Source organism: Spirosoma oryzae (assembly GCF_003002825.1).
Lineage (GTDB): Bacteria > Bacteroidota > Bacteroidia > Cytophagales > Spirosomataceae > Spirosoma > Spirosoma oryzae.
This window is the reverse complement of record NZ_PVTE01000013.1, coordinates 44375-66776: the sequence shown is the minus strand read 5'-3', so window position 1 is coordinate 66776 and position 22402 is coordinate 44375. Positions and strand designations below refer to the sequence as shown.

Below are 22402 nucleotides of genomic sequence, written 5' to 3'. Positions count from 1 at the left end.
ACACCAGACAATGACCGAATTAGCAGCCCAGTTACTAGAGTCGCCGAAGGCCCCGCAAATTATCCGGCAGGTGCAGGCTATACTGAACGACGAACACAAACGCCGACAAGCCTTTTACGAGTGGATGGACGACGACATGAAAGCCGAGTTTATCAACGGCGAAGTCGTCGTTCATTCGCCAGCTTTAGAACGGCATAATGCTGCTGTTCTACGGTTGGGTATGTTGCTAAATGCTTTTGTTGACGATAGAGGCATGGGTATGGTTCGCGTTGAAAAAGCACTTATTGAATTGTCTCGTAACAGTTATGAACCGGACATCGTCTTCTTTGCCAATGAGAAAGCCGCTATTATCGAACCGGATCAACTCTATTACCCCGCTCCCGACCTGATTATCGAGGTCCTATCGAAGAGTACACAACAGAACGATCGGGGGGTAAAGTTTGAAGATTATGCCGCTCATAATGTAACGGAGTACTGGCTCGTTGATCCCCTTCGCGAGACGATCGAAACGTTTACTATCGATGCGGACACGAGCGAATATGCCGCAACGGGTCTGTTCCGAGTTGGTCAGTCCGTCAGCAGTCAGGTGATCACCGGCTTTACCATACCGGTCAAAGCAGTATTCGATGCGGGAGCCAATGTGACCGCCTTGCGTGCGTTGCTTACTGCGTAACTAACCGATAACGGAACAAAAAGGACTGGTCTACGGCCGGTCCTTTTTTGTGGTCCCACTTACCGACGCTTTCTCCTTATCTTTGTCGATTGTCAGGTTGGTTTAATACCGCCCACCGACTCGTTTAGTCTGCATGATCGACTTCTTTAAAAAGCCGCTGTTCAGCGATTTCCGGTTTATTTTCGCCGTATATTTTGTGCTGACCCTGTTCGCCAGTGTTCGCATCGTTTTCTGGGAGGGCTCGAACAATTACAGCATTTTCTACTATTCGCTGGAACACCTCATCAACAATCAGAGCCTGTACGCCGAATATCCTCAGCAGTACTCCGACCATTACCATTACGCGCCGACCTTCGCGGCTCTGTTCTCCCCCATTTTCGCCCTTCCCTATTCAGTCGGGCTGTTTCTCTGGCATTTCCTGTTTACGGGTGTGTGGGTATACGCCATCTACAAGCTGCCGCTTACCCATCAGCAGAAAGTATTTGCGTACTGGTTTGGCGTGCAGGAACTGTTTACCTCACTCGTCAACAGTCAGACCAATCCGATGATTGCCGCCCTGTCGGTGTTTGCGTTTTTGAGCTTCGAGAAAAAGCAGCCGTTCTGGGCCGCCTTTTTTATCATGCTGGGCTTCAACGTAAAGATATACAGTCTCGTAGCGGCCGGTCTGTTTATTCTGTACCCGCAAAAACTGAAGTTCCTGGCGTCGATGGTGCTGTGGACCATTGTACTAGCTGTCCTCCCGCTGCTCTTCGCTACGCCAGCCGAATTGTACCATCAGTATGAGCTATGGGTAACGCAGCTGATGATTAAGTCAGACGGCGACATCTGGGCGAACACGTCCATTCACCGCCTGATTCACCTGTCGATCTCGCCGACGGTTCCTACGGCGGCTATCATCGGTGTCGGCGTGGTTATTTTCTGCACGACTTACCTTCGGACTAGTCGCTATCGGGAGTACACCTACCGGATACTGATGCTGGCGTCGGTGCTGATTTTTCAGGTCATATTCAATCCGGTAGCCGAGTCGCCAACCTATATCACGGCCATAACCGGCGTTGTTTGCTGGTGGGTAGTCAGTCCACGTACGACACTCGACCGGGTACTGCTTATCAGTTGCTTCGTGCTGACCGTTCTATCGCCGACTGATATTTTCCCCCCTTACCTGCGCAAGACCTTCGTGCTGCCCTACGCGCTAAAAGCCCTGCCCTGCGTACTGATCTGGTTCCGCATTGTCTGGCTAATGCTACTGCCCGCGCCCCCCACCGTGACCGATCAATCGGTCCATTTACAACCAGGCCACGGCGGTACTCTCGGAACATCGACCGCCGTAAACTAGAAACCGAAAACTGTACACCGATAATGCCCTCCACCTGGCTTGATTTCTGGCAAAAAGAAAATGAGTTCGACAACTCAATGTCGGCCAATTACGCGTACTTCCTGGACCGGGTTGAGCGCTATGCTCCGCTGAACAAGACGCTGCGTGTACTCGACATCGGCTCCGGTCCGGCCAATCTCGAAGATGCCTGGCACGACCGCGTCGGCGAACTACACGGCCTCGATATTTCGCAGCGGTACAATGAGATTGCCCGCGCTAAACATGCGGCCCATGCCAACGTATTTTTCCACGACATCCCCGCCGACGACTACCTGAATTTCGACGTTGTTGCCGGTAAACAGTTCGATCTGATTATCGTAATGAGCGTGGTGCAGTATTACCGCGACGCGGCCGAGGTAGAAAAACTGCTGGCCAATATCAAAGCGCTGGCAGCACCGGGGGCGAAAGCACTGGTCTGTGACCTGATTGTGGAAGAAGGCGTTCTTGGCGATGTGCTAAGCATTCTGGGTCGGTCGTTACGCCAAGGCAAGCTTCTGTCGATGTTGAACCTGCTGTTCCGGCTGCGCTTTTCGAGTTACTACAAGGTGCGGCAGGAAAACGGCTTTCTGGTGATTCCAAAAAATGAGTGGCTGGCGATGTGCAAACGCCTGAAGCTGAACGCCCGTTTTATCGACGAACCGATCACCATGCAGCAGGAACGGCAGAGCCTGCTGATTCAGTTTTAGGAACACGCAGCCCCCCGCCGACTAGAAACGAATATCAATTGTCGGGTATGCAAGGCATGGCTTATGTCAATTCGGCGGTAACGTCTGTGATATTACCGCAGGCCGTCACAATGTAGAGCGGATTAAGCATCGAAAATAACTTTATAGAGGGCGAACCGAAGCGTAGTACCGGACTCGTTGTTGTTGGCGATCACGTACAGCACGCCCGTATTCGGATCAATGGCCAGGTCGAACTGATCGAACCGGAATGCCATGCGATGGCTGCGTCCCGGCTTGGTGCTACCCGTCGAATTAGCCAGTTTCTGATTCCCGGCAACGGTCGTTACGGTACCCGAAGCATCCACCCGGCGAATGCACCCGGAGCCGTAGTCGGCGACGTACACGTTGTCGTTCTGATCGACCGTGATGGCATTGCCCCGGGCGTAGCCGCCATCCTGAAAACGCGCGGCATCGGCCGGCCCATCCACGTAACCCGCCTGACCGGGCGATCCGGCCACTCGTTTCAGGGTTTTGTCGGCCTGGAGTCTCCAGAGCGTCTGATTGCAGAAAACGAACACACTTTTGCCGTTGGTGGCCAGATGGGCGTTGGCCCGCTGGGGCGATCCCTTAAGCTGGGAATTAACAATCGTCGCCGTAAAACTGGACGCGGTATTTCCACCGGCCGTGCTGCTGTTGATGCCGATGAGCTCGTTCTCACTGTTGGTACCGATCAAATTGAACTCCCGGTACAGTGGGCCCGATGGTTTCAGCGAGAAAGACCGCGCCTGGTCATTGGCCGTGGTCGATCTGGAGAGCCTGTCGAACCGACACGTGTAGTAATAGCCGTCGTCGGTATCGCCGAACACCAGCTGGTCGCCCGCAACGGCAATGCTCACGGGGGCGTTGGCGATGGTCTGGAAGGGGGCCACGGCCAGGGTGACGAGGTCCATCCGGTAAACGGTTTTCTGACCGGGGCCGGTGATAAACAGATTGTTCCCGATTCCCGCAGAGCCGTTGCCCAACGCCAGCCGAACCCCGTCGGCTCCGGCACTGGCGTAGGCCGGCAGGGCCGCTAGTTTGCTAACGGTCGCTTTGCCCGACAGGGGAACGATAACCGTAAACTCCTTCGACGAAGCGGTCTGACCGCTGGCGTCTTCAAGGGTAATTTTACCCGTAGTGGCTCCGTCCGGCACTACAACCCGCAACTCCGACGTCCCGATCTGGACGAGGTTGGTTCGCTGAACGGCCACTCCGTTGAATTTCACGGTCAGCGTGCTGGTAAAGTTGTAGCCTTTGAGCGTAACGGCATCCCCTTCTTCGCCCTGTTCGGGGCTGAAGCTGGTCAGGCCGGGGCCGGTCGGTACCGTAAAATCCGTGGCGGAGGTCACCGTCTGGCCGTCGGCTTCCACGGTGATCCGGCCCGTTCTGGCGGTGCCCGGCACGGTGACGACCAGTTGCGTCGGGTTGGCCGACGTAACCGTGGCGGAAGAACTCCCCCCGAATTTTACGCTGTTCTTGGTAACGTCGGTCGAGAAACCCGTTCCCTGGATCGTAACGGTCGTACCAGCGACGCCCTGCACGGGGTCGAACCGTTCGATTCCGAAGGGATTGGGTGTTTCCTGCTTTTTGCAGGCCCAGACGAGACCGAGTAGAAGGATAAGCCAGTGGGTTTTCATGATTATTTCCGGGTAAATTCTTCGAGGGGCAGGGGCTTGTAGGGACCAGTCTGGTCGGATAGTGATTTCTGCTGAAAGTTGCCGATCAGGGTTTTTTCGTTGATGAACACGCCGAAGAACAGGACGGAATACGTAGCGTTCCAGTGGGCATTTTTCACTTGCAGAACCGGCCCCGTCGTGGTGTAATCGCCCCGCCCATTGTAGTACGTTACTGCGCCGGGCCGGAACACGAGGGTGTTGGGGTTGTCGGCATCGAAGGCCAGCAGCAGGCTGCCCGCCCAGTTGGTTTTCGGCAGCACAGTTCCGATTTTCAGAGTGGCTTCGGACTCGATGCGGGCCAGTTGTTTAACCGTCCAGGTAGTATGGTTCAGGTTTTTGGGATTCGTGAGCTGATTCGTCCCGACAAGCTGAAAACGGGTCTGAATGTTGTTGACAGTAAACGAAATCGTTACGTCGTTGTCGGTACGGGTCCAACGGCCCGAATATGAACCGCTCAGATCCTGCCACACAAACGCGTTGTCCTTGCCGAACTGGATGGTGAATACCCGCAGCAGGGTTTCGCCATTGTACGAAAACGTACCGTACCACTGCGTATTGGCGATGGGGTCGGCGGGGACGGGTTCTGGTCGGGAACAGGACAGCCCGATGAGCAGCACGAATACCGGCAGCAGCGAACGCAGGAGCAGGGGTGTCATGGCTATTTTTTGACGAAATGATACGTAGCCCAGGAGGTTCGTCCGCTGGCATCGGTTTTTACGGGCGTATCACCCACCAGCACCGTCACGTTGGCGGAGCCGCCGGAAGCCGTGCCGACAAACAGTTTTTCCAGCACGAACGGGCTGGGCAGCGTCGGGGCGGTGAGGGTCAGCGTGCCGTCGTCGATGGTTTTTCCGTCGAGTTTGGTCACCTTCAGCGCCCACCGGCCGGGCTTGTTGGATGTGCAGTTCCAGCTTCCTGACTGCCCCAACTGGCTGGTATTGTCCCATTCGGAGCCGGGCAGTACGCAGCCGTCGTAGGAGCCGTCGGTATAAAAAATATACGCCAGCCCCGGCCCCGATTTTCCGATCATGCGTTGCGGTTGCCCGGCATCCTGGACGTAGACCTCGCCCTCGGTCAGTTCCCACCGACCAATCAGGCTGATGAATTGATCGGGTTGCGGATCGTCGCTTTTTGAGCCGCTACAACCCGCGCCCGAATTGCCCAGCAGAACGGTCAGTAACAGACTAAAAGTCAATAGCTTTTTCATGGTTTGATGCGCGAGAAATGAATCGTTGCTTTTTTGTCGTAGCGGGGGTCGGCGCTGCTCCAGTGGCTCGACCCCGTTTTGGTGGTATAGGTAAAGCCAATCGTGAGCGTCAACTCGTCGTCCTGCCACGTACCACCTTCGCTGGCGGAGTGCAGATTAAAATTGCTGCGGACTGGGCCGATACCGTCGTCGGTCGAGAACCGAACCGGCCCGAGCTGGTGCCCGTCGTCGGTCCTGACGTGGCCGCTGAGGCTGTATTCTTCCTTACCCCGAACACTGGTGACGGTAGCCTCTCCGCCGAACCATTTCTTGTCGGTCCGAGAAAAACTGCTTCGTTTGCGGGTTCGGCGGGCCGCTTTCCGGGACCGTTCTTCGTCCGAAACGGGCGGCTCAATCGTGAGTCGGATCGTTTTGGCTACGTTGTCGGGATCGCGGAATTCGCCCTGCCACGTTCCCACCAGCAGGGGCGTGTTTTCGTCGCGGCTGTAGGCCCACGGGCGGTCCTTCAGATCGGCGTAGTAGCTGTAGTAATACTTGCACTCATACACCCCCCAGCTCAGGGTGATCAGAACGACAACGAACAGGAGAATTCGGGTACGGCTTGCCATCGTAAAAGCAGTTTTTTACGCAATCAAGCCATATTTGTCGATTATCGGTTGTCGTTTTTCGGGAAAGCCAACCATGCCGAACTGCTGGTGCAGGGCTTTATATTTGGCCTGAATGTCGGGCGCGTCCATCGACAGGCCGTGGGTCCGGGCGTATTCGGGAATGGTGTAGGTGGAAGCTTCCAGGTAGTCCTCGAACGGTTGCTGAAAATAGCAGTCGATCCCGACGGCGGGCCTGTCGGTGGCGTTCCAGAAGGTATGCACGATGCCCCGGGGCCGCAGGTGCCAGCCGCCCGCCTGTACCTGGTATTCCGTTTGGTCAACCAGTACCGTAATGGTGCCTTCCACGACGTACATCAGTTCATCGAGTGCCTTGTGAAGGTGCGGGGCCGGTCCCATTTTTTTGGCGGCCAGGGCAAATTCCACGCAGGAAAATTGGCCGTTGGTCTGGCTCTGCCGAACGCGGGTCCGGATGTTCAGCCCGCGCGGACCCGGTTCCAGCGGGGGCATCGGGGGCAGGTAGAAAGGCTTCAGCGGATCGAAGCTGGTGGCTTCGGCGGTGGTTGGGTTTATGCCCAACAGCAGGCCCGGCAGGGCGGAGGTGACTAAAAAATCGCGACGTTCCATAGTTCCTGATTGTTGCGTTTGTAGGTTATTTTCCCGCCTGATAAATGGCGTATAAAAAGGCTTTGCTGATCCGCTGGGCCGCTTTTTTGCCCAGATGGCCCTGCCCGTCGCTGTCTACGCCATTCACTTCCGACGGGTCGGTGATGCTGGCCCGGTTGTCGGGACAAATGCGCGGTACGGTATTCTGCTGACAGGCTCCGTTGTTGGTTTCGAGGGACTGCAGGTCGAAAATGACGTCGGTGTTTTTGAACGTATCGCGCATCCACTGCCCCACGCTGGCTTTGGCCGCGTTGCCTTCGTCGGCGGTGGTGGCGTACACGAGCGGGGGCGTTACGTGGACGAACCGCAGCCCCGGAATCTGCTGCCGGAGTTCATCGACAAAGGTTTTGTAGGCTGTTTTGACCCCGTCGCGGTTGGCGTCCAGAATATCGGCATAGCCAAATTTGAAAATGGCAATCCTGAGGGTGGTTTTGCTCCGGAGCGCGGCTTCTTTGAATACCCGCATTTTGTCGGCGGGATTGCCGTTGGAAATGCCGCCGACATCGACAAAAATTCCACCCCGCAGCCCCTTGCCCTGGGAGCCTTTGTCTACTACGTCTTTCGAGCCAAAATAGTCGAACGTAATGCCATTGGCTTTGGCACCTTCCTCCAGATCCTGCCCAACCGATTGGTGCAGAAACAGCGTGTTCCAGCTTTTAATACGTTCTTTTTCGGACGAAGCCAGTTTATCCCAGGCGTCGATACCGTCCAGCCCCACTACGCCCGGTTGGCCGTTGCCAAGATTAGTAGTGCCGGGGTCAGGTTGTGGGTTGTCGGGCGAATCCACGCCAGGCGAACAACCGGCCAGCAAGAGCAGAAACAGCAGCTTTTTCATAGTATACTGTCGGCGTTGATGGGACGAAACTGCCCCGGCGGACAGGTTTTCGCAACACTGAATCGACCAACGACGGTTTAAATCGACCAATGGCTCATTGCCTTGGGCGAGTGGTTGACTTGTTGTTAGAGAAGCGCTTACATTTGGGTAAACCACCGCCCGGCCATGCAGCACCCCCCGTTTTCCTGTATGATTGTCGATGACAATGAAATTGATCGGCTGACGGCACTGGCCCACGCCCGACAGTATCCGACGCTCGACGTTGTGGGAATGTTCGAGTCGCCTACCGACGCGCTGGCCAGCCTGCAGCATCGGGCCGTCGATGTGCTGCTGCTCGACGTGGATATGCCGGGCCTGAGCGGGCTGGAACTGCGGGCGCAACTGATGCAGGTGCCAGTTTGTGTGTTCATCACGGCCTACCCCGATTATGCCGCCGATAGTTTTGCGGTCGATGCGCTCGACTACCTGCTGAAACCCATCCGGGCCGACCGGTTCAGACACACCGTGAGCCGGGTTGAACAATTTTTCGAGCTGAAACGAAAAGCCCAGCTATTCGACCTGAGTCTGGGAGCCGATACGATTTTTATCAAGGACGGCCACCGGCAGATCAAACTCAATCTGCACGAGGTGATCTACTTGGAAGGGTTGAAAGACTATACGCGGATTGTGACGACGACCCAGCCGTACACGGTGCTGTCGTCCATCGGGAATCTGTTGCAGAATGAGCCATTTCAGTCGTTTCTGCGCATCCACCGGAGCTACGCCGTACAGCGGCACTACATCGACCGGATCGACGCCCAACAGGTTCACGTTCGCCAGTTTACGTTGCCGGTCGGCCGGAGCTACCGGTCTGTTTTTCGACAGGATTTACATGATTGACATGATTTTTTTATTCGGTTATATCCGCCTGGTGACCCGGCTGTTAATCCTGTCAATCCCGTAAATCCTGTCGAAAAAAATGACTCGTGCTTTACTCTTTCTCCTTTTGTTTTCGATACCCGCCCACGCCCAGAAGCAGGGCCGTGCGCTGATCGATTCGCTGGTGGCCGAACTGCCCCGGGCGGCCAACGACACGGTGAAAGGCCGACTGTATCGGGTGATTACCGACGAATCCTTTTTTCTCAGCGTCGATCAGGCACTGTATTACAGCCGGTTGGGCTTGCAGCATACTACCCGCATGAACTGGCCCAGAGGGATCGGTGTGTTCAACACCTACATCGGGCGGGCCTACAGCGAAAAAGGCAACTATGATTCGTGCCGGTATCACCTGCTGAAAGCCGTCGCGATTTACAAACCGCTAAACGACACCTGGAATCTGGCGGGTACGGTCAATAACCTGGGTGTGGCCGAACAGAACATCCGGTCGAATTACTCGGCGGCTACGCGCTACTATTTTGAAGGACTGAACTACGCCGAAGCCACGGGCGACAACTACCTGATTGGCCTGTGCCTGGATAACATTTCGGAAATCTATCGCATTCAGCAGAACTTCCCCAAAGCCCTTCAGTTTGGGCAACGGGCGCTGGCCCTCCGGCAACGCCAGCGCAATCCCGACATCAACGCCCGGCGCGAACTGGCCGCATCCCTGACCAGTATGGCCGCCCTCTACACCCAGATGGAAAACTGGACGCAGGCACGGCAGTACGGATTACGGGCGCTGGCGATGCATCGGCAGGTGGCCAATAAAGACGGACTGGCAAGAACCTACGGAAATCTGTCGGTGGCGATGCAAACGGATTACACCCGGAAAATCGACTATGCGCTCAAGGCCAAACAACTCTGGAACGACATCAACCCGCGTCACCCGGAGGCCGTCAATAATGGCGCTAATCTTGGGGTCGCCTATCTGGATCTGGTACGTAGTGATTCGCTGCAAAAAAGCCCGATCCAGCCGACTCGCCGGGCCGACCGCCTGCGACTGGCCGAGCAATATCTGACCGAAGCTATCCGGCTTAGTGCCGACAAAGGGGAGATTAGCGACCAGGCACATTTTCGGGGAAACCTGGCGGAGTTGCAGGCGATGACGGGTAACTACAAGGGCGCTTATGAGAACTTCCGGGCGTATCAGACCGTGCAGGATTCACTGTACTCGCAGGATGCCAAAAATAAAATTGCCGGACTGGAAGGTAAACGGGAAATCGAACTGCGGGATAAACAGCTTCAGATCAATCAGCTTACCATCGACGGCCAGAAACGTCAGCAACTGGCCCTGCTGGTCAGCGTGGGGTTGCTGCTGGTTATCGGAGGGTTGCTGTACCGGCAAAGCCGAACCCGGAAGCGTACCAACACGACGTTGTTACATTTGAACCAGGAACTTGACGAAGCCAACCAGGTGAAGGCGCGTTTTTTTGCCATCCTGAGCCACGACTTGCGGAGTCCCATCGCCAATCTGATCAACTTTCTGCACCTGCAACGAACCAGCCCCGACCTGCTTACCCCTGAGCTGGCGACCCGTCACGAGCACAAAATTACCGAAGCTGCCGAGGGGTTGCTCGATACAATGGAGTCGATGCTGTTGTGGAGCAAAAGCCAGATGCAGCAGTTCAAACCCAGCGTTAGAGCAGTACCGGTTCAGACGCTGTTCGACTACCTGCAACGGTTCTTCGTGGGCGTAACGCAGGTACAGCTCAGTTTCGAGAGACCCACCGATTTGCAGGTCGCGACCGACGCAGATTATCTGCGCACCATCATGCAGAATCTGACCAGCAACGCCATCAAAGCACTGCAAAACCAGCCCGACGCCCGGATTCAGTGGGAGGCCCGGCGGGAGAAAGGGCGGGTGATGCTGATCATTCGCGACAATGGCCCCGGTCTGTCAGACAGTCAGTTGCAAACGCTTTACACCAGCGATGCGGCCATTAGCGGCAAAACCGGGCTGGGCCTGCACCTCATCCGCGATCTGGCCCGGTCGATTAACTGCCGAATCGATGTTCAGTCTGGCTCAGCTACTGGCACCGAATTTCGCCTTGACATTGGTGCTGCTTAAACCGCCTAAACCTTGACAAGACATCAATCTTTACGTCGATCGACATACTGACTAAACCCACGCTGGCGTTTTTTGTCTGACGAGGACATAATGAATCGTCATTCCAACATCCCATGATTTCAGTTTCACTCCGCTTATCCGCCCGGCCGCTACTTTTTGCTTTACTGGCCCTGATTACCCTCGCCACCAGTTGTCGAACGTCCGGCTCTGCCGACGACGTTGACCCACGCGACCAATACATCGGTACGTACAATGGCGGCTATCAGGCATCGACGCTTATCAATAACAGTTTGGAAAGTAGCCGCGAAGCCGGAACAATCAGCGCAGTCATTACAAAATCACAGGTCGCCAATCAGTTGTATTTGGACATCACGTATAATTCTGCGGTAAAACAAACGCTGACAGCGGAGTTAAATGGAGCCAATTTCACAATTATTGATAAACAGACCGAGTCGATTTCATTTGACAACAAAACATATACTGCTGATTATAAAGCTAGTGGTCAATTTGTCACAAATGACTTTGCACTCAATACTACCGCCGAAACTCTGCAAAGTGGCGTTACGATATCGCGCCGACTTAGCATCACGGGCACCAAGAAATAAGTAGATTAGCGCCGGTTTGTAAATGATAGACCCCGGCATGAAAGTTATTCTCCTGACCGGCCTGATGGCCGGTTTTTTTTGGTCGGCATCGGCCCAGACGGCTACCCGTTCAGCCCGCACCAATCCATCGACGCTTCAGGATGCATCCCCCGAATCCGTCGGCATGAGCACGGAGCGCCTTCATCGAATGGACGCCGTTATCAACGATTACATCAGCAAAGGTCGGCAGGCGGGCGTCGGTGTACTGATAGCACGTAATGGCAAAATCGTATATCATCAGGCATACGGTCAGGATGATATCGACGCCAAAACGCCCCTCAAGCGAGACGCCATCTTCCGCATTGCTTCACAGACCAAAGCCATTACCAGCATTGGCCTGATGCTCCTGTTTGAAGAAGGCAAGTTTCTGCTCGACGATCCGGTCAGTAAGTACATCCCAGCCTTCAAAAATCCGGTCGTGCTCGATAAGCTAAACATGGCCGACACGACCTACACCACCGTACCGGCCAAGCGTGAAATCACCATCCGGCAGTTGCTGACCCACACGTCAGGACTCAGTTATGCGACGATTGGTACGAAAGAAGCCGTTGCCATCTACGCCAAAAACCGCATTCCGAGCGGCATCGGTACGCCCGACGGAAATCTGGGCGACGCTATCAACCGGCTGGCGAAACTACCGCTTATGACCAATCCCGGTGAGAAATGGAGCTATAGCCTCAGTACCGACGTAGTAGGCTATCTGATCGAAGTCCTGTCGGGTCAGCCACTCGACCAGTTTTTGCGCACCCGCCTACTCGATCCGCTGGGTATGAACGACACCTATTTTTACCTGCCCAAAAACCGGCAGAACCGACTGGCAACGCTGTACACGGAAGATTCTACCAAGACCATCCGTAAACAAACGGTTCGCTTCGGCCTCTCGCCCGACTACCCGAAGGCGGCTGGCACTTACTTTTCGGGGGGGGCTGGGCTGAGTTCGACCCTGGCCGATTATGCGGCTTTCCTGCAAATGCTGCTCAACGGGGGTGAGTACAACGGCAAACGTTTCCTTAGCCCGACGACGGTTCGGCTAATTACAAGCAACCAAATCGGTGATCTGAACCTGGGTACCAATAAATTCGGGCTGGGTTTCGGCATCACGACCGAACGCGGTTCGGCTCAACTACCGGTATCGGAAGGTACGTACGAATGGGGTGGCTATTTCGGCACGACGTACTGGGTCGATCCGAAAGAAGGGATCATCGGGCTGATCTACACGCAGAAGTCGCCAAACTCCTACAGCGATTTGTCCGACAAGTTCAAAGTCCTGGTCTATCAGGCCGTCACGCAGTTGCAGGCTCGGTAGAAGTCCGCGCCTAGCTACTTTCCCCAACAGACTCCATTCACTACCATGAGAACACTACTTGCCCTTTCTCTGCTGGCCTGTTCTACGCACCTGTACGCCCAAACGGCCGTGTCACCATCTACGTCGGCATCGGCGGTTGCTGCCACAACGACCGCAATGTCTGCCAAAGAAAAAGTCGTTGCGGATGTCGAACGGCAACGCTTTGCCGCGCAGGTCAGCAAAGACTACGCAGCGCTCGACAAACTTCTGGCCGACGACCTGCACTACACCCATTCCAGCGGTGCCACCGACACAAAAACGTCATACATTCAGTCGATCCGCGACGGTAAATCCAAGTACGATGCTATTGACGTGCAGGAGCTAACCGTGCGGCTCTACGGTAATACGGCTATCATCAACGGCGTCTGCCTGATCAAAGCGATGAACAACGGCGAAACGATCAACACACGCCTGCGCTACACCGACGCGTACGTCAGGAAAGGCAACCAGTGGCAACTGGTCACCTGGCAGTCGGTGAAGCTGGCGAATTGACGGTATACGGTTTTCGGTACACGGTTTTCGGTGGCTGACGCAAGCTATATAGGCACCCTACATGCTACGTGTATTGCACCGAAAACTGTATACTGAAAACCGTAAATCGTTAGCTCACTTGCAAAAACTCGCGCAGTTCGGTAGCGTCCTGTGGCTTCATACGACCGGCCAGCACAAGGCGGAGCTGACGTCGGCGTAGCGCGCTGTCGTAGCGATCTTTTTCTTCATCAGTTTCCGGAACAACTCCGGGCACTTCGATTGGCCGGCCCGTCTGATCGACCGCGACGAAGGTGTAAAACGCACTGTTTGTACTGACCCGAACTCCAGCCGGAATATCCTCCGCCCACACTTCGATATAGACTTCCATCGATGAACTGAACGAGCGGGTTACCTGCGCTTTCAGCGTCACGATATTACCCAGCCGGACAGCTTCCGCAAACGAGACGTTGTCGACCGACGCCGTTACGACGATACGGTTGGAATGTTTTTGCGCAGCAATGGCAGCCGCAATGTCCATATAGTACAGCAGCCGACCGCCCATCAGGTTACCGAGCGTATTGGTATCGTTGGGCAGTACCATCTCGGTCATTACCGTGACAGACTCGCGGGCAAATTTTGGTTGAGGCATCTGACAAAATTTTCGACAGGATTACAGGATTGACGGGATGTCAACGCTGTCGAATCTGCAAACCAACGACGTAGCCACCAAACGGCCAAATTTTGTGTAGCTGTATAGCCTAGACCCGCTCCGGCGGCCACCGTGGCGCGGCCCGGTCCCGGTCTGGTGGCCGTCAGACCAACAGTTCAAGGCGGCAACCTTTTTGGTCGCTATCGCAACCAACAAACGTAGACCCGCGCCGGCGGACAGGTCTGAAACACATGGCTAAAATTCTTATATTTGTTTTATATCAATAAAAAATAAAACAAAATATATGGAACGGCTGGTGAATTACTTCGAGCATATTCCATCAGCCCACCGGAGCCTGCTGCTGGTGGGCGGCATCACGATCTTCTGGCTCATCGAAAGCGCGGTACCACTGTTTCGATTTGAACAGACCGAGCCCGGCTATCGTAAATGGCACCATGCGGGTATCAACATCTTCTTTACGCTGACAACGGTTATCGTTAACTTCGTGCTGGCCTTTCTTCTACTTCGAACAAGTGACTGGACCGTGCAGCACGGCGTTGGGCTGCTTCAGTGGATACAGTTGCCGCGCTGGGCCGAAGCGCTCATGGGGCTGCTGGTACTCGATCTGGTGGGTGCCTGGCTTCCACACTGGGCAGAGCACAAAATCACCTTTCTCTGGCGCTTTCACCTGATTCACCATACCGACACGTACGTCGACACAACCACGGCGAATCGACATCATCCCGGCGAAAGTGTCATCCGGTTCGGCTTTACACTGATCGCGGTGCTGCTGGTGGGCGCTCCGATGTGGCTGGTTTTTCTATACCAGGCGCTGTCGGTTGTACTCTCGCAGTTCAACCACGCCAACATCAACCTGCCGCGCTGGGCCGACAAACTGCTGGGACTGTTCGTCGTTACCCCCAACATGCACCATGTCCATCACCACTACGTCCTGCCCGTGACCAATACAAACTACGGCAACATCTTCCCGTACTGGGATCGGCTGTTTGGTACATACCATGCGATGGACGGGCGCGATATTCATTACGGTATCGATACTCATCCTGAAGTGCATGAACATGCGCAGTTGGGTAACCTGCTCCGTATTCCGTTCCAGCCGTATCGCCCCCCGGTTGGTGAGTCAGCCGAGGCAAAAAAAGCAGTTGGTGCGTAAAATCAGGAAGTGTGTGGGCGGGTAACTCTTCGGAACTAAACAACTATAATCCGGTTTATCTGGGAGAAACAAGTCAAACACGATAAACTGATTTCACCCATGGCAGCAGGTTCACACGCCGTAGAGGCAACTGATGCAAATTTTGATGAGCTGATCAATTCGGATAAGCCGGTACTGGTCGATTTCTGGGCCGAATGGTGCGGACCCTGTAAAATGATCGGACCCGTTGTCGAGCAGCTCGCCGGCGAGTATGAAGGCAAAGCCGTAGTGGCTAAAATGGACGTCGATCAGAATGCCCGCATTCCGGCGCAGTTCGGCATCCGCAGCATCCCTACCCTGATGGTATTCAAGAACGGACAGATGGTAGAGAAGGTAGTTGGTGCTGTTCCCAAAAACGTGCTGGAGCAAAAGCTGCAGGCGGCTATGTAAGGTAGACGTTTACGGTTTTCGGTTTACAGCGCACGATTAGCTGTTATGAAAGCCAGAAGCAATAAAGAGAAAGGGCGTCAACCTGCGTTGACGCCCTTTCTCTTTATTGGCAGTTTACGGTTAGCAACGACGTCAACACGTTCGACGGGCAACCAACCGTAAACTGAATACCGTGAACCGACAACTACACTAGCATACGCATCGGGTTTTCCAGCAATTCCTTGAACGTTTGCAGGAAGGCGGCTCCGCTGGCGCCGTCGACTACGCGGTGGTCGCAGGAGAGCGTTACTTTCATGACGTTGGTTGGTTTTGCCACCCCGTCTTCGAATTTCACCGCTGTTTTGATCGCGCCGACGGCCAGGATGCACGAATCGGGTGGGTTGATGATCGCCGTAAACTCGTCGATGCCGAACATACCGAGGTTCGAAATCGAGAACGTACTGCCTTCCCAGTCTTTGGGTTGCAGCTTCTTATCTTTCGCCTTACCGGCCATGTCTTTTACTTCGCCCGCAATGGTCGACAGCGTTTTCTGATCGGCGTTGCGCACGACCGGAACCAACAGCCCTTCATCGACAGCGACCGCTACACCGATATTGACGTAGTTGTATTTGCGAATCTTGTCGCCCAGCCACGACGAGTTGACCGTTGGGTGCTGCTTCAAGGCAACAGCAGCCGCTTTGATGACGAAATCGTTGAACGAGATTTTAACCGGGCTGACACCGTTGACGGTACCACGGAGTGCCATCGCCTGGTCCATGTTGATTTCCATGGTCAGGTAGAAGTGCGGAGCCGTGAACAGGCTTTCGCTCAGGCGACGCGCAATTGTTTTGCGCATCTGACTAACCGGTGTATCGGTGAAGTCGCCCGTAGCCGGTACTGCCGGCTGAGCAGCGGGTGCCGGTGCAGGGGCTGCCTGCTGAGCGGGTTGTGGCACAGCAGCGGGCTTTGGTGCGGCTGGTGCCGGTGCGGCTTTACCAGGAACGAACGATTCGACATCGCTCTTCACGATGCGACCTTCGGGGCCACTGCCTTTTACCTGATCCAGCTTGATACCTTTCTCTTCAGCAATGCGCTTGGCCAGCGGAGACGCTTTCACACGACCCGTCGACTCCACTTCATCGCCCGTACCACCGCCGTACGACAGGTCGGTATCGGCATTGGCCGGAACATCGGCCTGTGGGTTTTGCTCGGCGGTGCTGCTACCGCCTTCACCCGTTGCCGCCTGCTGTCCGTTTGACGCCCCACCGCCGTTGGCACCGTCGATCAGGACTTTGAAGTTGGCTCCTTTTTCGCCGATCACCGCGATAATATCGTCGACGGCTACCGAAGAGCCTTCTTTTACACCGACATACAACAGCGTACCTTCTTCGTAGGCTTCGAGGTCCATCGTGGCTTTGTCCGTCTCGACCTCAGCCAGTACGTCGCCCGATTTAACCGTGTCGCCTTCTTTTTTGTGCCAGGCCACGATGGTTCCTTCGGTCATCGTATCGCTCATTTTCGGCATCCGAATGACCGACGCGTTCACGTCTTCCGCCGGACCGGCCGATACCGCCTTGTCGTCCTGCATTTTCGTGTTGACCTCGTCTTTGCTGACGCCTTCGGGGGCGGCTTCCGGTTTGGGTTCGCTTTTCGGCGCGGCTGACTCCTGACTGCCACCATCGAGCAGTGACTGGTAATCTTCACCGTCTGCACCGATTACGGCCAGGACGCCATCGACCGGTACCGACGCTCCTTTTTCGACACCGATGTAGAGCAGCGTACCTTCTTCGTACGACTCCAGATCCATCGTTGCTTTGTCGGTTTCTACCTCGGCCAGTACGTCGCCGGATTTTACTTTGTCGCCCACTTTTTTGTGCCACTCCGCAATGACGCCTTCGGTCATGGTGTCGCTCATCTTGGGCATTCGAATCAATTCAGCCATAGCAGCTATGTATACGTCGGGTTTGACAAATGAATCAGCCTATGCGTCAAAATTAGCGCAAAGGGGAGAAAGGAACAAGGATATAGCGTGAGGGCCGCGTTTGCCGCCAAGCTTATTGCTTGTTAATCTTCCACAGTGACTGCTGACCGTTACTCAGACTGATTTGCAGTATGTATAGTCCGGTAGGTAGTGTGCTTACGTCCCATATCTCCCGTTTTGACTGACTGGCGGGTTGCTGCCGATTTACTTCACGTCCTTGCCCATCGATGAGCCGTAGCAACCGAATGCCTGTCACTGCGTCGCCTTCGATGGTCAATTGCCCCGTCGCCGGGTTAGGGTATACCGACAGGCCATCCGGTGCAGGCGACTCAGTAGCAAGTATCAATGAACTTATGGTCAGCACGTTGGAAACGATTCCTCCGGTGCAGTTTGCATCACTAAGCCCGCTCACCGTCAGTCGATACGTACTATCACGTATGGCTTTGATGGTTGTCACATAGGGCGTCTCTGACGTACGCGTCATCTGTCTGTCCCACCGATTAAATTGCCAGGGAGCGGCTCCAGTCAAAGCAACCGAAATCTGTATACTATCACCCGGTACAACGGCAGCTTTATCACTACTTAGCCGGGCGACAGGCAGTGCGTGAACCGTAATACGAACCGAATCGATGGCTTTTATCACCGGCTGAACGCTTTCCAGGCTCACCCAGTACACACCGGCCGTAACAGATTCGGGCAGGTACGCAGTGAGCGTCGAATCGCGGTTGTCTGGCATGAGCGTCAGCCGTTGTTCATCGTTTTTGATCGTCAATCGGAAAGCATCCGTTGCCGCCCCCCGCAGACTGTACGTAGCCAACACCGCTTCACGCGGGCAAAAGGTTCGTTTTTGCAACCCTTTCAGCATAAGAACAGGCCGGACAGCCACCTCCACCGGGCTGCTCGCTTTGCTTGCACACCCCTCATTCTGGCACCTGACCCGATATGTTGTATTATATTGGGGAACGGCGGTAAGCTGATTGGTTCCCGCGACAAGCCGCTCGGCAGAATTCCCCTGACTATCGGTCCACGACCAGTTAGCACTGACGCAGCCATCAGCCTGTAATACAATCGATTCACCGTAATTGACTACCGGCAGGCTGGTAGAAATTCTCGGTGTAGTCATCGCTAGACAAGGATCGTAGCACATCAGCCCAAACCGACTGGTAAACCAGAATTTACCTTGGTTATCTATCTGCATCCGGCCCAATACAGTCACCATATTAAAACTCGGATTAAGATCCACTACCTTCTGCCACGTCGCACTGGCGTACCTATAAATGACATTGTTGTTACTCAGCACGTGAACGACACCCGCCCGGTCGGTAGTCAGGCTGGACGCAGTATAGAACGGCAAGCTGGCTGCTGTAAGCCCCGTCCAGTTCGCTCCGTCGAACTGAATGAGCGGATAGTTCGTACTGCTCTGTCTTATCCAGAGTTGGCCGGTCTGATCGACCGCCAGCTCATTGAGATACTGAGTCAGCAACGGCGTATTCTCTTGAGAGAATACGCTCACCACTCTGGTATCCAGTGCAATCCGAATCAGTTCGTTACGGGAGCTAGTATAATTCGTAGTTCTGATCCAGCAGTAGTTCGACTGAAGAACAACTTCCTCGACCGAGGCATTCGTCGGAACGTTCATCAGTGCAGTGACTTTCCCATTCTTCAGTTCGTAAATAATTCTGTTGCTGATGATAATCTGACGGTTAGGGTTTTGGTACCGAACGGATCGATCACTGATGATGGGAAATCGGGTCAGTATCCGACCGTACCGACCGTCGAGCACGACGAGCTGATCGGTGGGATTTGCCGCATTTCCGCCCGTCGATATACTGTTCGTTACCAGCACATTTCCGTCCCGATCAGTTGATACCCCCGAAATTACGTTGCCCAGCTGACCGCCGGTAAGCGCGCGCTCGTATTGGTATGCCAGCAGGCTATCGGCATCGATACGCAGTAGACTGGCGGAATGTCGCACCCAGGCACCCTTGTCGCTGAACATAGCACCGTTGGTGTATCCCCCTGTCGGATAGCCTTTTACGGTATGTCCGTTGATGAATGACCATCGATCCGACAACGATGCGGCAGCCGTTCGGAACGACTGTACAACCTGATTGATCATACCGGTTGTACTAGAACTGGCCGGGTGAGGACCATTGAGAATCTCTTCCAGCTTCAGATAGTAGGTACTCGCCGGACTCAGACTGTCCAGCATACTCACATACTGGTAATAATTACCCTTGTATTCCCTTGTCCAGACTACCGAACCAAAGGATGCCTGTTTAGACAGGGTTAGTCGGATCGTTGACCCGGCCGTCTGAGCAGAGCAATTTATAGGAAAACGAGTGGGTAATACGCCGTTCACCGGACCAGGCAGGTTAAGCGCGAGTGCCTGCCTGACCAGAAACCGGCCCGTTGTCGACCAGGCCGTTTTTCCCCGGCGGGTACTGGCCCGCACCCGCCAGAAAATCAGATTGTTCCCCTGCACGCCAGTGACGTCAAGAAAGGGAGTGCTTACCATTTGCCGACTGAACGGACTGGTGAAATTGACATCCGTCGGCGTTGTCAGTTCGACCTCATAACCGGTGGCTCCCGCAACTGGCTCCAACGATAGTCGAATGGGCGGCTGTGCATCGTCAAAGAACCGGGTATCCTGTGCGGGCGATATGAGCCGGGGACCAACCGGATTTAGCGGATCAAATTGCAGGCGACTCGTGGCTGACCAGTCACTGTTCCCTAGCAGACTCAATGCCCGAATGCGCAGGTAGTAGGACCGCTCAGTCACCAGACGATCAAGCCGGACACCATTGATATCAACGGTATCGCGCAGAGCAATCTCTCCGAACGAAGGGTCAGTCGCCAACTCCACGGTATAATTATCAGCCATCGGCGCAGCCGCCCACATCAGAAATGGACTTCCCGCCAGTGTGATAGTGGCAGGAAGAATGGGCGGGCTGTCAGGACGAGTGCGCTTGGGCAGGTTCTTATCGGCGTGGTTCAGCATTATCGCCTGGCAGCGGGGGTGGAACGTATCGAGCGTTCCGCAATAACCCATGATAGTACCTGCGGTCTGATCGAGTGACTCTTTGTAGCAGTCGCCCTCGCTATTGACACAGAAATCAAGCGGCCCGCCTGCCCAGTTGCAGCTATGAGTATGCGGTGAGTCGAACGTGTGCCCGAGTTCGTGTGCAATAATAAACTTACCCAGGTAGGCAATAGCCTGCTTACCTCCTCCCAGACCAACAGCTCCGCCCGTCAAGCTCTTTGTATATACATATAGACGTTTGTCGTACGGTACCGCGTTAACTGATTTCGACCAGACATCATTGAAGCGATTAGACAAGATGTATATGTTATTTTCGCCAGCATAGGGGTCTTTAGCAGGGTCTTTATTGATATTGATTAGCACAACCACAAGGCGAGTATTTATCTCCCGCTCGTAAACAGCAGATACCGAAGCTATCTGTTTCAGGAGTGCTTCTTTGAGCCGGTTCGTGTCTTTCTCATACGTCAGATAAGTGTCGGAATCGATCTCAAGAGCTAATCGGCAAACGTATTGACTACCCACTCCCGCCCGCGCTTTCATTAGCGTTTCAGGCGGCAAGCTCATCAACCGCAGAACGCTGTCCGGCAGGTTATGGTCGCTCGTGCCACATACAAACTTCGGCTGCGCCAGTCCCGAAATAGACACCAGAAAAACTAATACGAAGAAAACGGGTAGAAAATGAAAGCGCATACTGTCATGTAAAAATCACCATACGAATATAGGTAAGCGTGTGCCGGATTACTCTACCCACAGGACAAGCCCCTTGAGGTAACTGCCTTCGGGGTGAAACAAGCTGACGGGGTGGTCGGCGGGCTGACTCAGGTGATGCAATACCCGCACCTGCCGCCCGGCTTCGATGGCAGCCGCCACAATGGTATTGTAAAACAACTCCCGGTCGACAACCTGCGAGCAGGAAAAGGTGAACAGAATCCCCCCCTTCGCTACCCGGCGCAGCCCTTCGGCGTTGAGTCGTTTGTAGCCCTGCACTGCCCGGTGTCGCGCCGACAGGCTTTTCGCGTAAGCCGGTGGATCGAGCACGACGACGTCATACTGATGATCGTGCGCCTTGAGGTAATGCATGACATCATCAGCGTACGCTTCGTGCTGCGCCCCGTCGACACCATCGCCCAGGTTAGCGTCGACGTTCTGATTCGTCAGGTCGATGGCTTTTTTCGACACGTCGACCGAGTGTACCTGTTCGGCCCCTGCGTTGAGTGCGTAGACCGAGAAGCCCCCCGAATAACAGAAGGCATTCAGCACTTTTTTGCCGGGCGCGTATTGCGCCAGCAACGATCGGTTGTCGCGCTGATCGAGGAAAAAACCCGTTTTCTGTCCCGTAATCCAGTCGACCAGAAAGGTATGGCCGTTTTCCTGTACGGGATGCGGCACGGGCGTACGGCCAAACAAATAGCCGTTCTGCACGGTCGCGCCGTACTGATCGGGCAACGTCTCGGCGCTTTTGTCGTACACGGCCTGCAAGTCGTCGCCGAACACAGCACGTAGCGCATCGGTAATGAGCATGCGTTCGCGGTGCATCCCGATCGAGTGCGCCTGCACAACCGCCACGCCATTATACATATCGATGATCAGTCCCGTACAGCCGTCGCCTTCGCCGTGAACGAGTCGGTAGCAATTGGTAACGCCTTTACTGTCCGAGAGAATTGCCTGCCGGAGCGCCCGGATTCGCGTCAGTTTCTCCGTCCAGTACGCAACATCCGGTGTGACAGGGCCACCAGCAGTGGCGGCAAACGAAAACAGCCGCACGGCAATGCTACCGTCGTGGTAATGCCCGGTGGCGAGGTACTCCCCTTTTCGATCATACACCTCGACGATGTCGCCGTCGGCCAGTTCGCCTTCCATCCGCCCGATCGCCCGCGAAAAGACCCAGGGGTGAAACCGCCGGACGGCTTCATCGCGCCCGGCCTGTAAATAGATTCTTGAATAACTCATGCAGCCGCAA

Annotated in this window: 20 protein-coding genes; 10 read left to right on the top strand and 10 right to left on the bottom strand. The window is 54.9% G+C overall.

The window, feature by feature from the left end; all coding sequences use genetic code 11:
* The first annotated feature begins 10 nt into the window (after window positions 1–10).
* The 3 genes from CLV58_RS15975 (at window position 11) to CLV58_RS15965 (ending at window position 2734) form a co-directional block, all read left to right on the top strand.
* Window positions 11–673: a Uma2 family endonuclease gene (locus CLV58_RS15975; protein ID WP_106138835.1), complete on the top strand. Its 663-nt coding sequence runs from the start codon at window positions 11–13 to the stop codon at window positions 671–673.
* Between the two features lie 133 nt (window positions 674–806).
* The gene (locus CLV58_RS15970; RefSeq protein ID WP_106138834.1) at window positions 807–2009 is read left to right on the top strand and encodes a glycosyltransferase family 87 protein; all 1203 of its coding nucleotides are present in this window, start codon (window positions 807–809) and stop codon (window positions 2007–2009) included.
* A 23-nt stretch (window positions 2010–2032) separates the two neighbouring features.
* Window positions 2033–2734, top strand: coding sequence for a class I SAM-dependent methyltransferase (locus CLV58_RS15965; protein WP_245882349.1), 702 nt, complete (start codon window positions 2033–2035; stop codon window positions 2732–2734).
* Between the two features lie 122 nt (window positions 2735–2856).
* Here CLV58_RS15965 and CLV58_RS15960 read toward each other — a convergent pair whose 3' ends face one another.
* From CLV58_RS15960 to CLV58_RS15935, 6 genes are read right to left on the bottom strand one after another with little or no spacing between them, the layout of a single operon-like run.
* On the bottom strand, window positions 2857–4389 hold the full coding sequence (locus CLV58_RS15960) for an IPT/TIG domain-containing protein (protein ID WP_106138832.1): 1533 nt from the start codon (window positions 4387–4389) through the stop codon (window positions 2857–2859).
* Between the two features lie 2 nt (window positions 4390–4391).
* Window positions 4392–5084 carry a hypothetical protein gene (locus CLV58_RS15955; protein ID WP_106138831.1) on the bottom strand — a complete coding sequence of 231 codons (693 nt, stop codon included), beginning with the start codon at window positions 5082–5084 and terminating at the stop codon, window positions 4392–4394.
* A gap of 2 nt (window positions 5085–5086) precedes the next feature.
* On the bottom strand, window positions 5087–5635 hold the full coding sequence (locus CLV58_RS15950) for a hypothetical protein (protein ID WP_106138830.1): 549 nt from the start codon (window positions 5633–5635) through the stop codon (window positions 5087–5089).
* Window positions 5632–6243 (bottom strand): hypothetical protein, encoded by a 612-nt coding sequence (locus tag CLV58_RS15945; protein ID WP_106138829.1) that lies wholly within the window; start codon window positions 6241–6243, stop codon window positions 5632–5634. The genes CLV58_RS15950 and CLV58_RS15945 overlap by 4 nt, the downstream gene beginning before the upstream one ends.
* Window positions 6244–6258: 15 nt before the next feature.
* The gene (locus CLV58_RS15940) at window positions 6259–6867 is read right to left on the bottom strand and encodes a cupin domain-containing protein (RefSeq protein ID WP_106138828.1); all 609 of its coding nucleotides are present in this window, start codon (window positions 6865–6867) and stop codon (window positions 6259–6261) included.
* Between the two features lie 25 nt (window positions 6868–6892).
* Window positions 6893–7741, bottom strand: a complete 849-nt coding sequence (locus CLV58_RS15935) for a hypothetical protein (protein ID WP_106138827.1) — start codon at window positions 7739–7741, stop codon at window positions 6893–6895.
* 189 nt (window positions 7742–7930) lie between these two features.
* Between CLV58_RS15935 and CLV58_RS15930 the strand changes: the two genes are divergently transcribed.
* The 5 genes from CLV58_RS15930 to CLV58_RS15910 all read left to right on the top strand — a co-directional run bounded on the left by CLV58_RS15930 (window position 7931) and on the right by CLV58_RS15910 (window position 13208).
* Window positions 7931–8620 carry a LytR/AlgR family response regulator transcription factor gene (locus CLV58_RS15930; RefSeq protein WP_245882348.1) on the top strand — a complete coding sequence of 230 codons (690 nt, stop codon included), beginning with the start codon at window positions 7931–7933 and terminating at the stop codon, window positions 8618–8620.
* 79 nt (window positions 8621–8699) lie between these two features.
* Window positions 8700–10727, top strand: a complete 2028-nt coding sequence (locus CLV58_RS15925) for a sensor histidine kinase (RefSeq protein ID WP_106138825.1) — start codon at window positions 8700–8702, stop codon at window positions 10725–10727.
* Window positions 10728–10840: 113 nt separating this feature from the next.
* Entirely contained in the window at window positions 10841–11332 is a 492-nt protein-coding gene (locus tag CLV58_RS15920; protein WP_106138824.1) for a hypothetical protein, read from the top strand.
* 37 nt (window positions 11333–11369) lie between these two features.
* Window positions 11370–12677 carry a serine hydrolase domain-containing protein gene (locus CLV58_RS15915; protein WP_106138823.1) on the top strand — a complete coding sequence of 436 codons (1308 nt, stop codon included), beginning with the start codon at window positions 11370–11372 and terminating at the stop codon, window positions 12675–12677.
* Window positions 12678–12722: 45 nt separating this feature from the next.
* Window positions 12723–13208, top strand: coding sequence for a nuclear transport factor 2 family protein (locus CLV58_RS15910; protein ID WP_106138822.1), 486 nt, complete (start codon window positions 12723–12725; stop codon window positions 13206–13208).
* Window positions 13209–13317: 109 nt separating this feature from the next.
* Here the strand turns inward: CLV58_RS15910 and CLV58_RS15905 are convergent, their stop codons facing one another.
* Window positions 13318–13836: an acyl-CoA thioesterase gene (locus CLV58_RS15905; protein WP_106138821.1), complete on the bottom strand. Its 519-nt coding sequence runs from the start codon at window positions 13834–13836 to the stop codon at window positions 13318–13320.
* A gap of 304 nt (window positions 13837–14140) precedes the next feature.
* Here CLV58_RS15905 and CLV58_RS15900 point away from each other — a divergent pair, with 304 nt between their 5' ends.
* Both CLV58_RS15900 and trxA read left to right on the top strand, forming a co-directional pair.
* Window positions 14141–15010, top strand: a complete 870-nt coding sequence (locus CLV58_RS15900; protein ID WP_106138820.1) for a sterol desaturase family protein — start codon at window positions 14141–14143, stop codon at window positions 15008–15010.
* Between the two features lie 99 nt (window positions 15011–15109).
* Window positions 15110–15439: a thioredoxin gene (trxA, locus tag CLV58_RS15895; protein WP_106138819.1), complete on the top strand. Its 330-nt coding sequence runs from the start codon at window positions 15110–15112 to the stop codon at window positions 15437–15439.
* Window positions 15440–15623: 184 nt separating this feature from the next.
* On the opposite strand, the gene CLV58_RS15890 is transcribed toward trxA, so the two are convergent.
* The 3 genes from CLV58_RS15890 to CLV58_RS15880 form a co-directional block, all read right to left on the bottom strand.
* On the bottom strand, window positions 15624–17360 hold the full coding sequence (locus CLV58_RS15890; RefSeq protein WP_106138818.1) for a pyruvate dehydrogenase complex dihydrolipoamide acetyltransferase: 1737 nt from the start codon (window positions 17358–17360) through the stop codon (window positions 15624–15626).
* 112 nt (window positions 17361–17472) lie between these two features.
* Window positions 17473–21132 carry a zinc-dependent metalloprotease gene (locus tag CLV58_RS15885; RefSeq protein ID WP_106138817.1) on the bottom strand — a complete coding sequence of 1220 codons (3660 nt, stop codon included), beginning with the start codon at window positions 21130–21132 and terminating at the stop codon, window positions 17473–17475.
* Between the two features lie 48 nt (window positions 21133–21180).
* Complete coding sequence (locus CLV58_RS15880; RefSeq protein WP_106138816.1) at window positions 21181–22392, bottom strand: class I SAM-dependent rRNA methyltransferase; 1212 nt, start codon at window positions 22390–22392, stop codon at window positions 21181–21183.
* Window positions 22393–22402 lie beyond the last annotated feature (10 nt).

Excerpts from the sequence above, each read along its gene's own strand:
- CLV58_RS15975 (WP_106138835.1), top strand. The coding sequence starts at position 11 with ATGACCGAATTAGCAGCCCAGTTACTAGAGTCGCCGAAGGCCCCGCAA.
- CLV58_RS15920 (WP_106138824.1), top strand. The coding sequence starts at position 10,841 with ATGATTTCAGTTTCACTCCGCTTATCCGCCCGGCCGCTACTTTTTGCT.
- CLV58_RS15915 (WP_106138823.1), top strand. The coding sequence starts at position 11,370 with ATGAAAGTTATTCTCCTGACCGGCCTGATGGCCGGTTTTTTTTGGTCG.
- CLV58_RS15885 (WP_106138817.1), bottom strand. The coding sequence starts at position 21,132 with ATGCGCTTTCATTTTCTACCCGTTTTCTTCGTATTAGTTTTTCTGGTG.
- CLV58_RS15905 (WP_106138821.1), bottom strand. The coding sequence starts at position 13,836 with ATGCCTCAACCAAAATTTGCCCGCGAGTCTGTCACGGTAATGACCGAG.
- CLV58_RS15890 (WP_106138818.1), bottom strand. The coding sequence starts at position 17,360 with ATGGCTGAATTGATTCGAATGCCCAAGATGAGCGACACCATGACCGAA.
- CLV58_RS15935 (WP_106138827.1), bottom strand. The coding sequence starts at position 7,741 with ATGAAAAAGCTGCTGTTTCTGCTCTTGCTGGCCGGTTGTTCGCCTGGC.
- CLV58_RS15945 (WP_106138829.1), bottom strand. The coding sequence starts at position 6,243 with ATGGCAAGCCGTACCCGAATTCTCCTGTTCGTTGTCGTTCTGATCACC.
- CLV58_RS15950 (WP_106138830.1), bottom strand. The coding sequence starts at position 5,635 with ATGAAAAAGCTATTGACTTTTAGTCTGTTACTGACCGTTCTGCTGGGC.
- CLV58_RS15930 (WP_245882348.1), top strand. The coding sequence starts at position 7,931 with ATGATTGTCGATGACAATGAAATTGATCGGCTGACGGCACTGGCCCAC.
- trxA (WP_106138819.1), top strand. The coding sequence starts at position 15,110 with ATGGCAGCAGGTTCACACGCCGTAGAGGCAACTGATGCAAATTTTGAT.
- CLV58_RS15910 (WP_106138822.1), top strand. The coding sequence starts at position 12,723 with ATGAGAACACTACTTGCCCTTTCTCTGCTGGCCTGTTCTACGCACCTG.
- CLV58_RS15940 (WP_106138828.1), bottom strand. The coding sequence starts at position 6,867 with ATGGAACGTCGCGATTTTTTAGTCACCTCCGCCCTGCCGGGCCTGCTG.
- CLV58_RS15880 (WP_106138816.1), bottom strand. The coding sequence starts at position 22,392 with ATGAGTTATTCAAGAATCTATTTACAGGCCGGGCGCGATGAAGCCGTC.
- CLV58_RS15970 (WP_106138834.1), top strand. The coding sequence starts at position 807 with ATGATCGACTTCTTTAAAAAGCCGCTGTTCAGCGATTTCCGGTTTATT.
- CLV58_RS15900 (WP_106138820.1), top strand. The coding sequence starts at position 14,141 with ATGGAACGGCTGGTGAATTACTTCGAGCATATTCCATCAGCCCACCGG.
- CLV58_RS15955 (WP_106138831.1), bottom strand. The coding sequence starts at position 5,084 with ATGACACCCCTGCTCCTGCGTTCGCTGCTGCCGGTATTCGTGCTGCTC.
- CLV58_RS15960 (WP_106138832.1), bottom strand. The coding sequence starts at position 4,389 with ATGAAAACCCACTGGCTTATCCTTCTACTCGGTCTCGTCTGGGCCTGC.
- CLV58_RS15965 (WP_245882349.1), top strand. The coding sequence starts at position 2,033 with ATGCCCTCCACCTGGCTTGATTTCTGGCAAAAAGAAAATGAGTTCGAC.
- CLV58_RS15925 (WP_106138825.1), top strand. The coding sequence starts at position 8,700 with ATGACTCGTGCTTTACTCTTTCTCCTTTTGTTTTCGATACCCGCCCAC.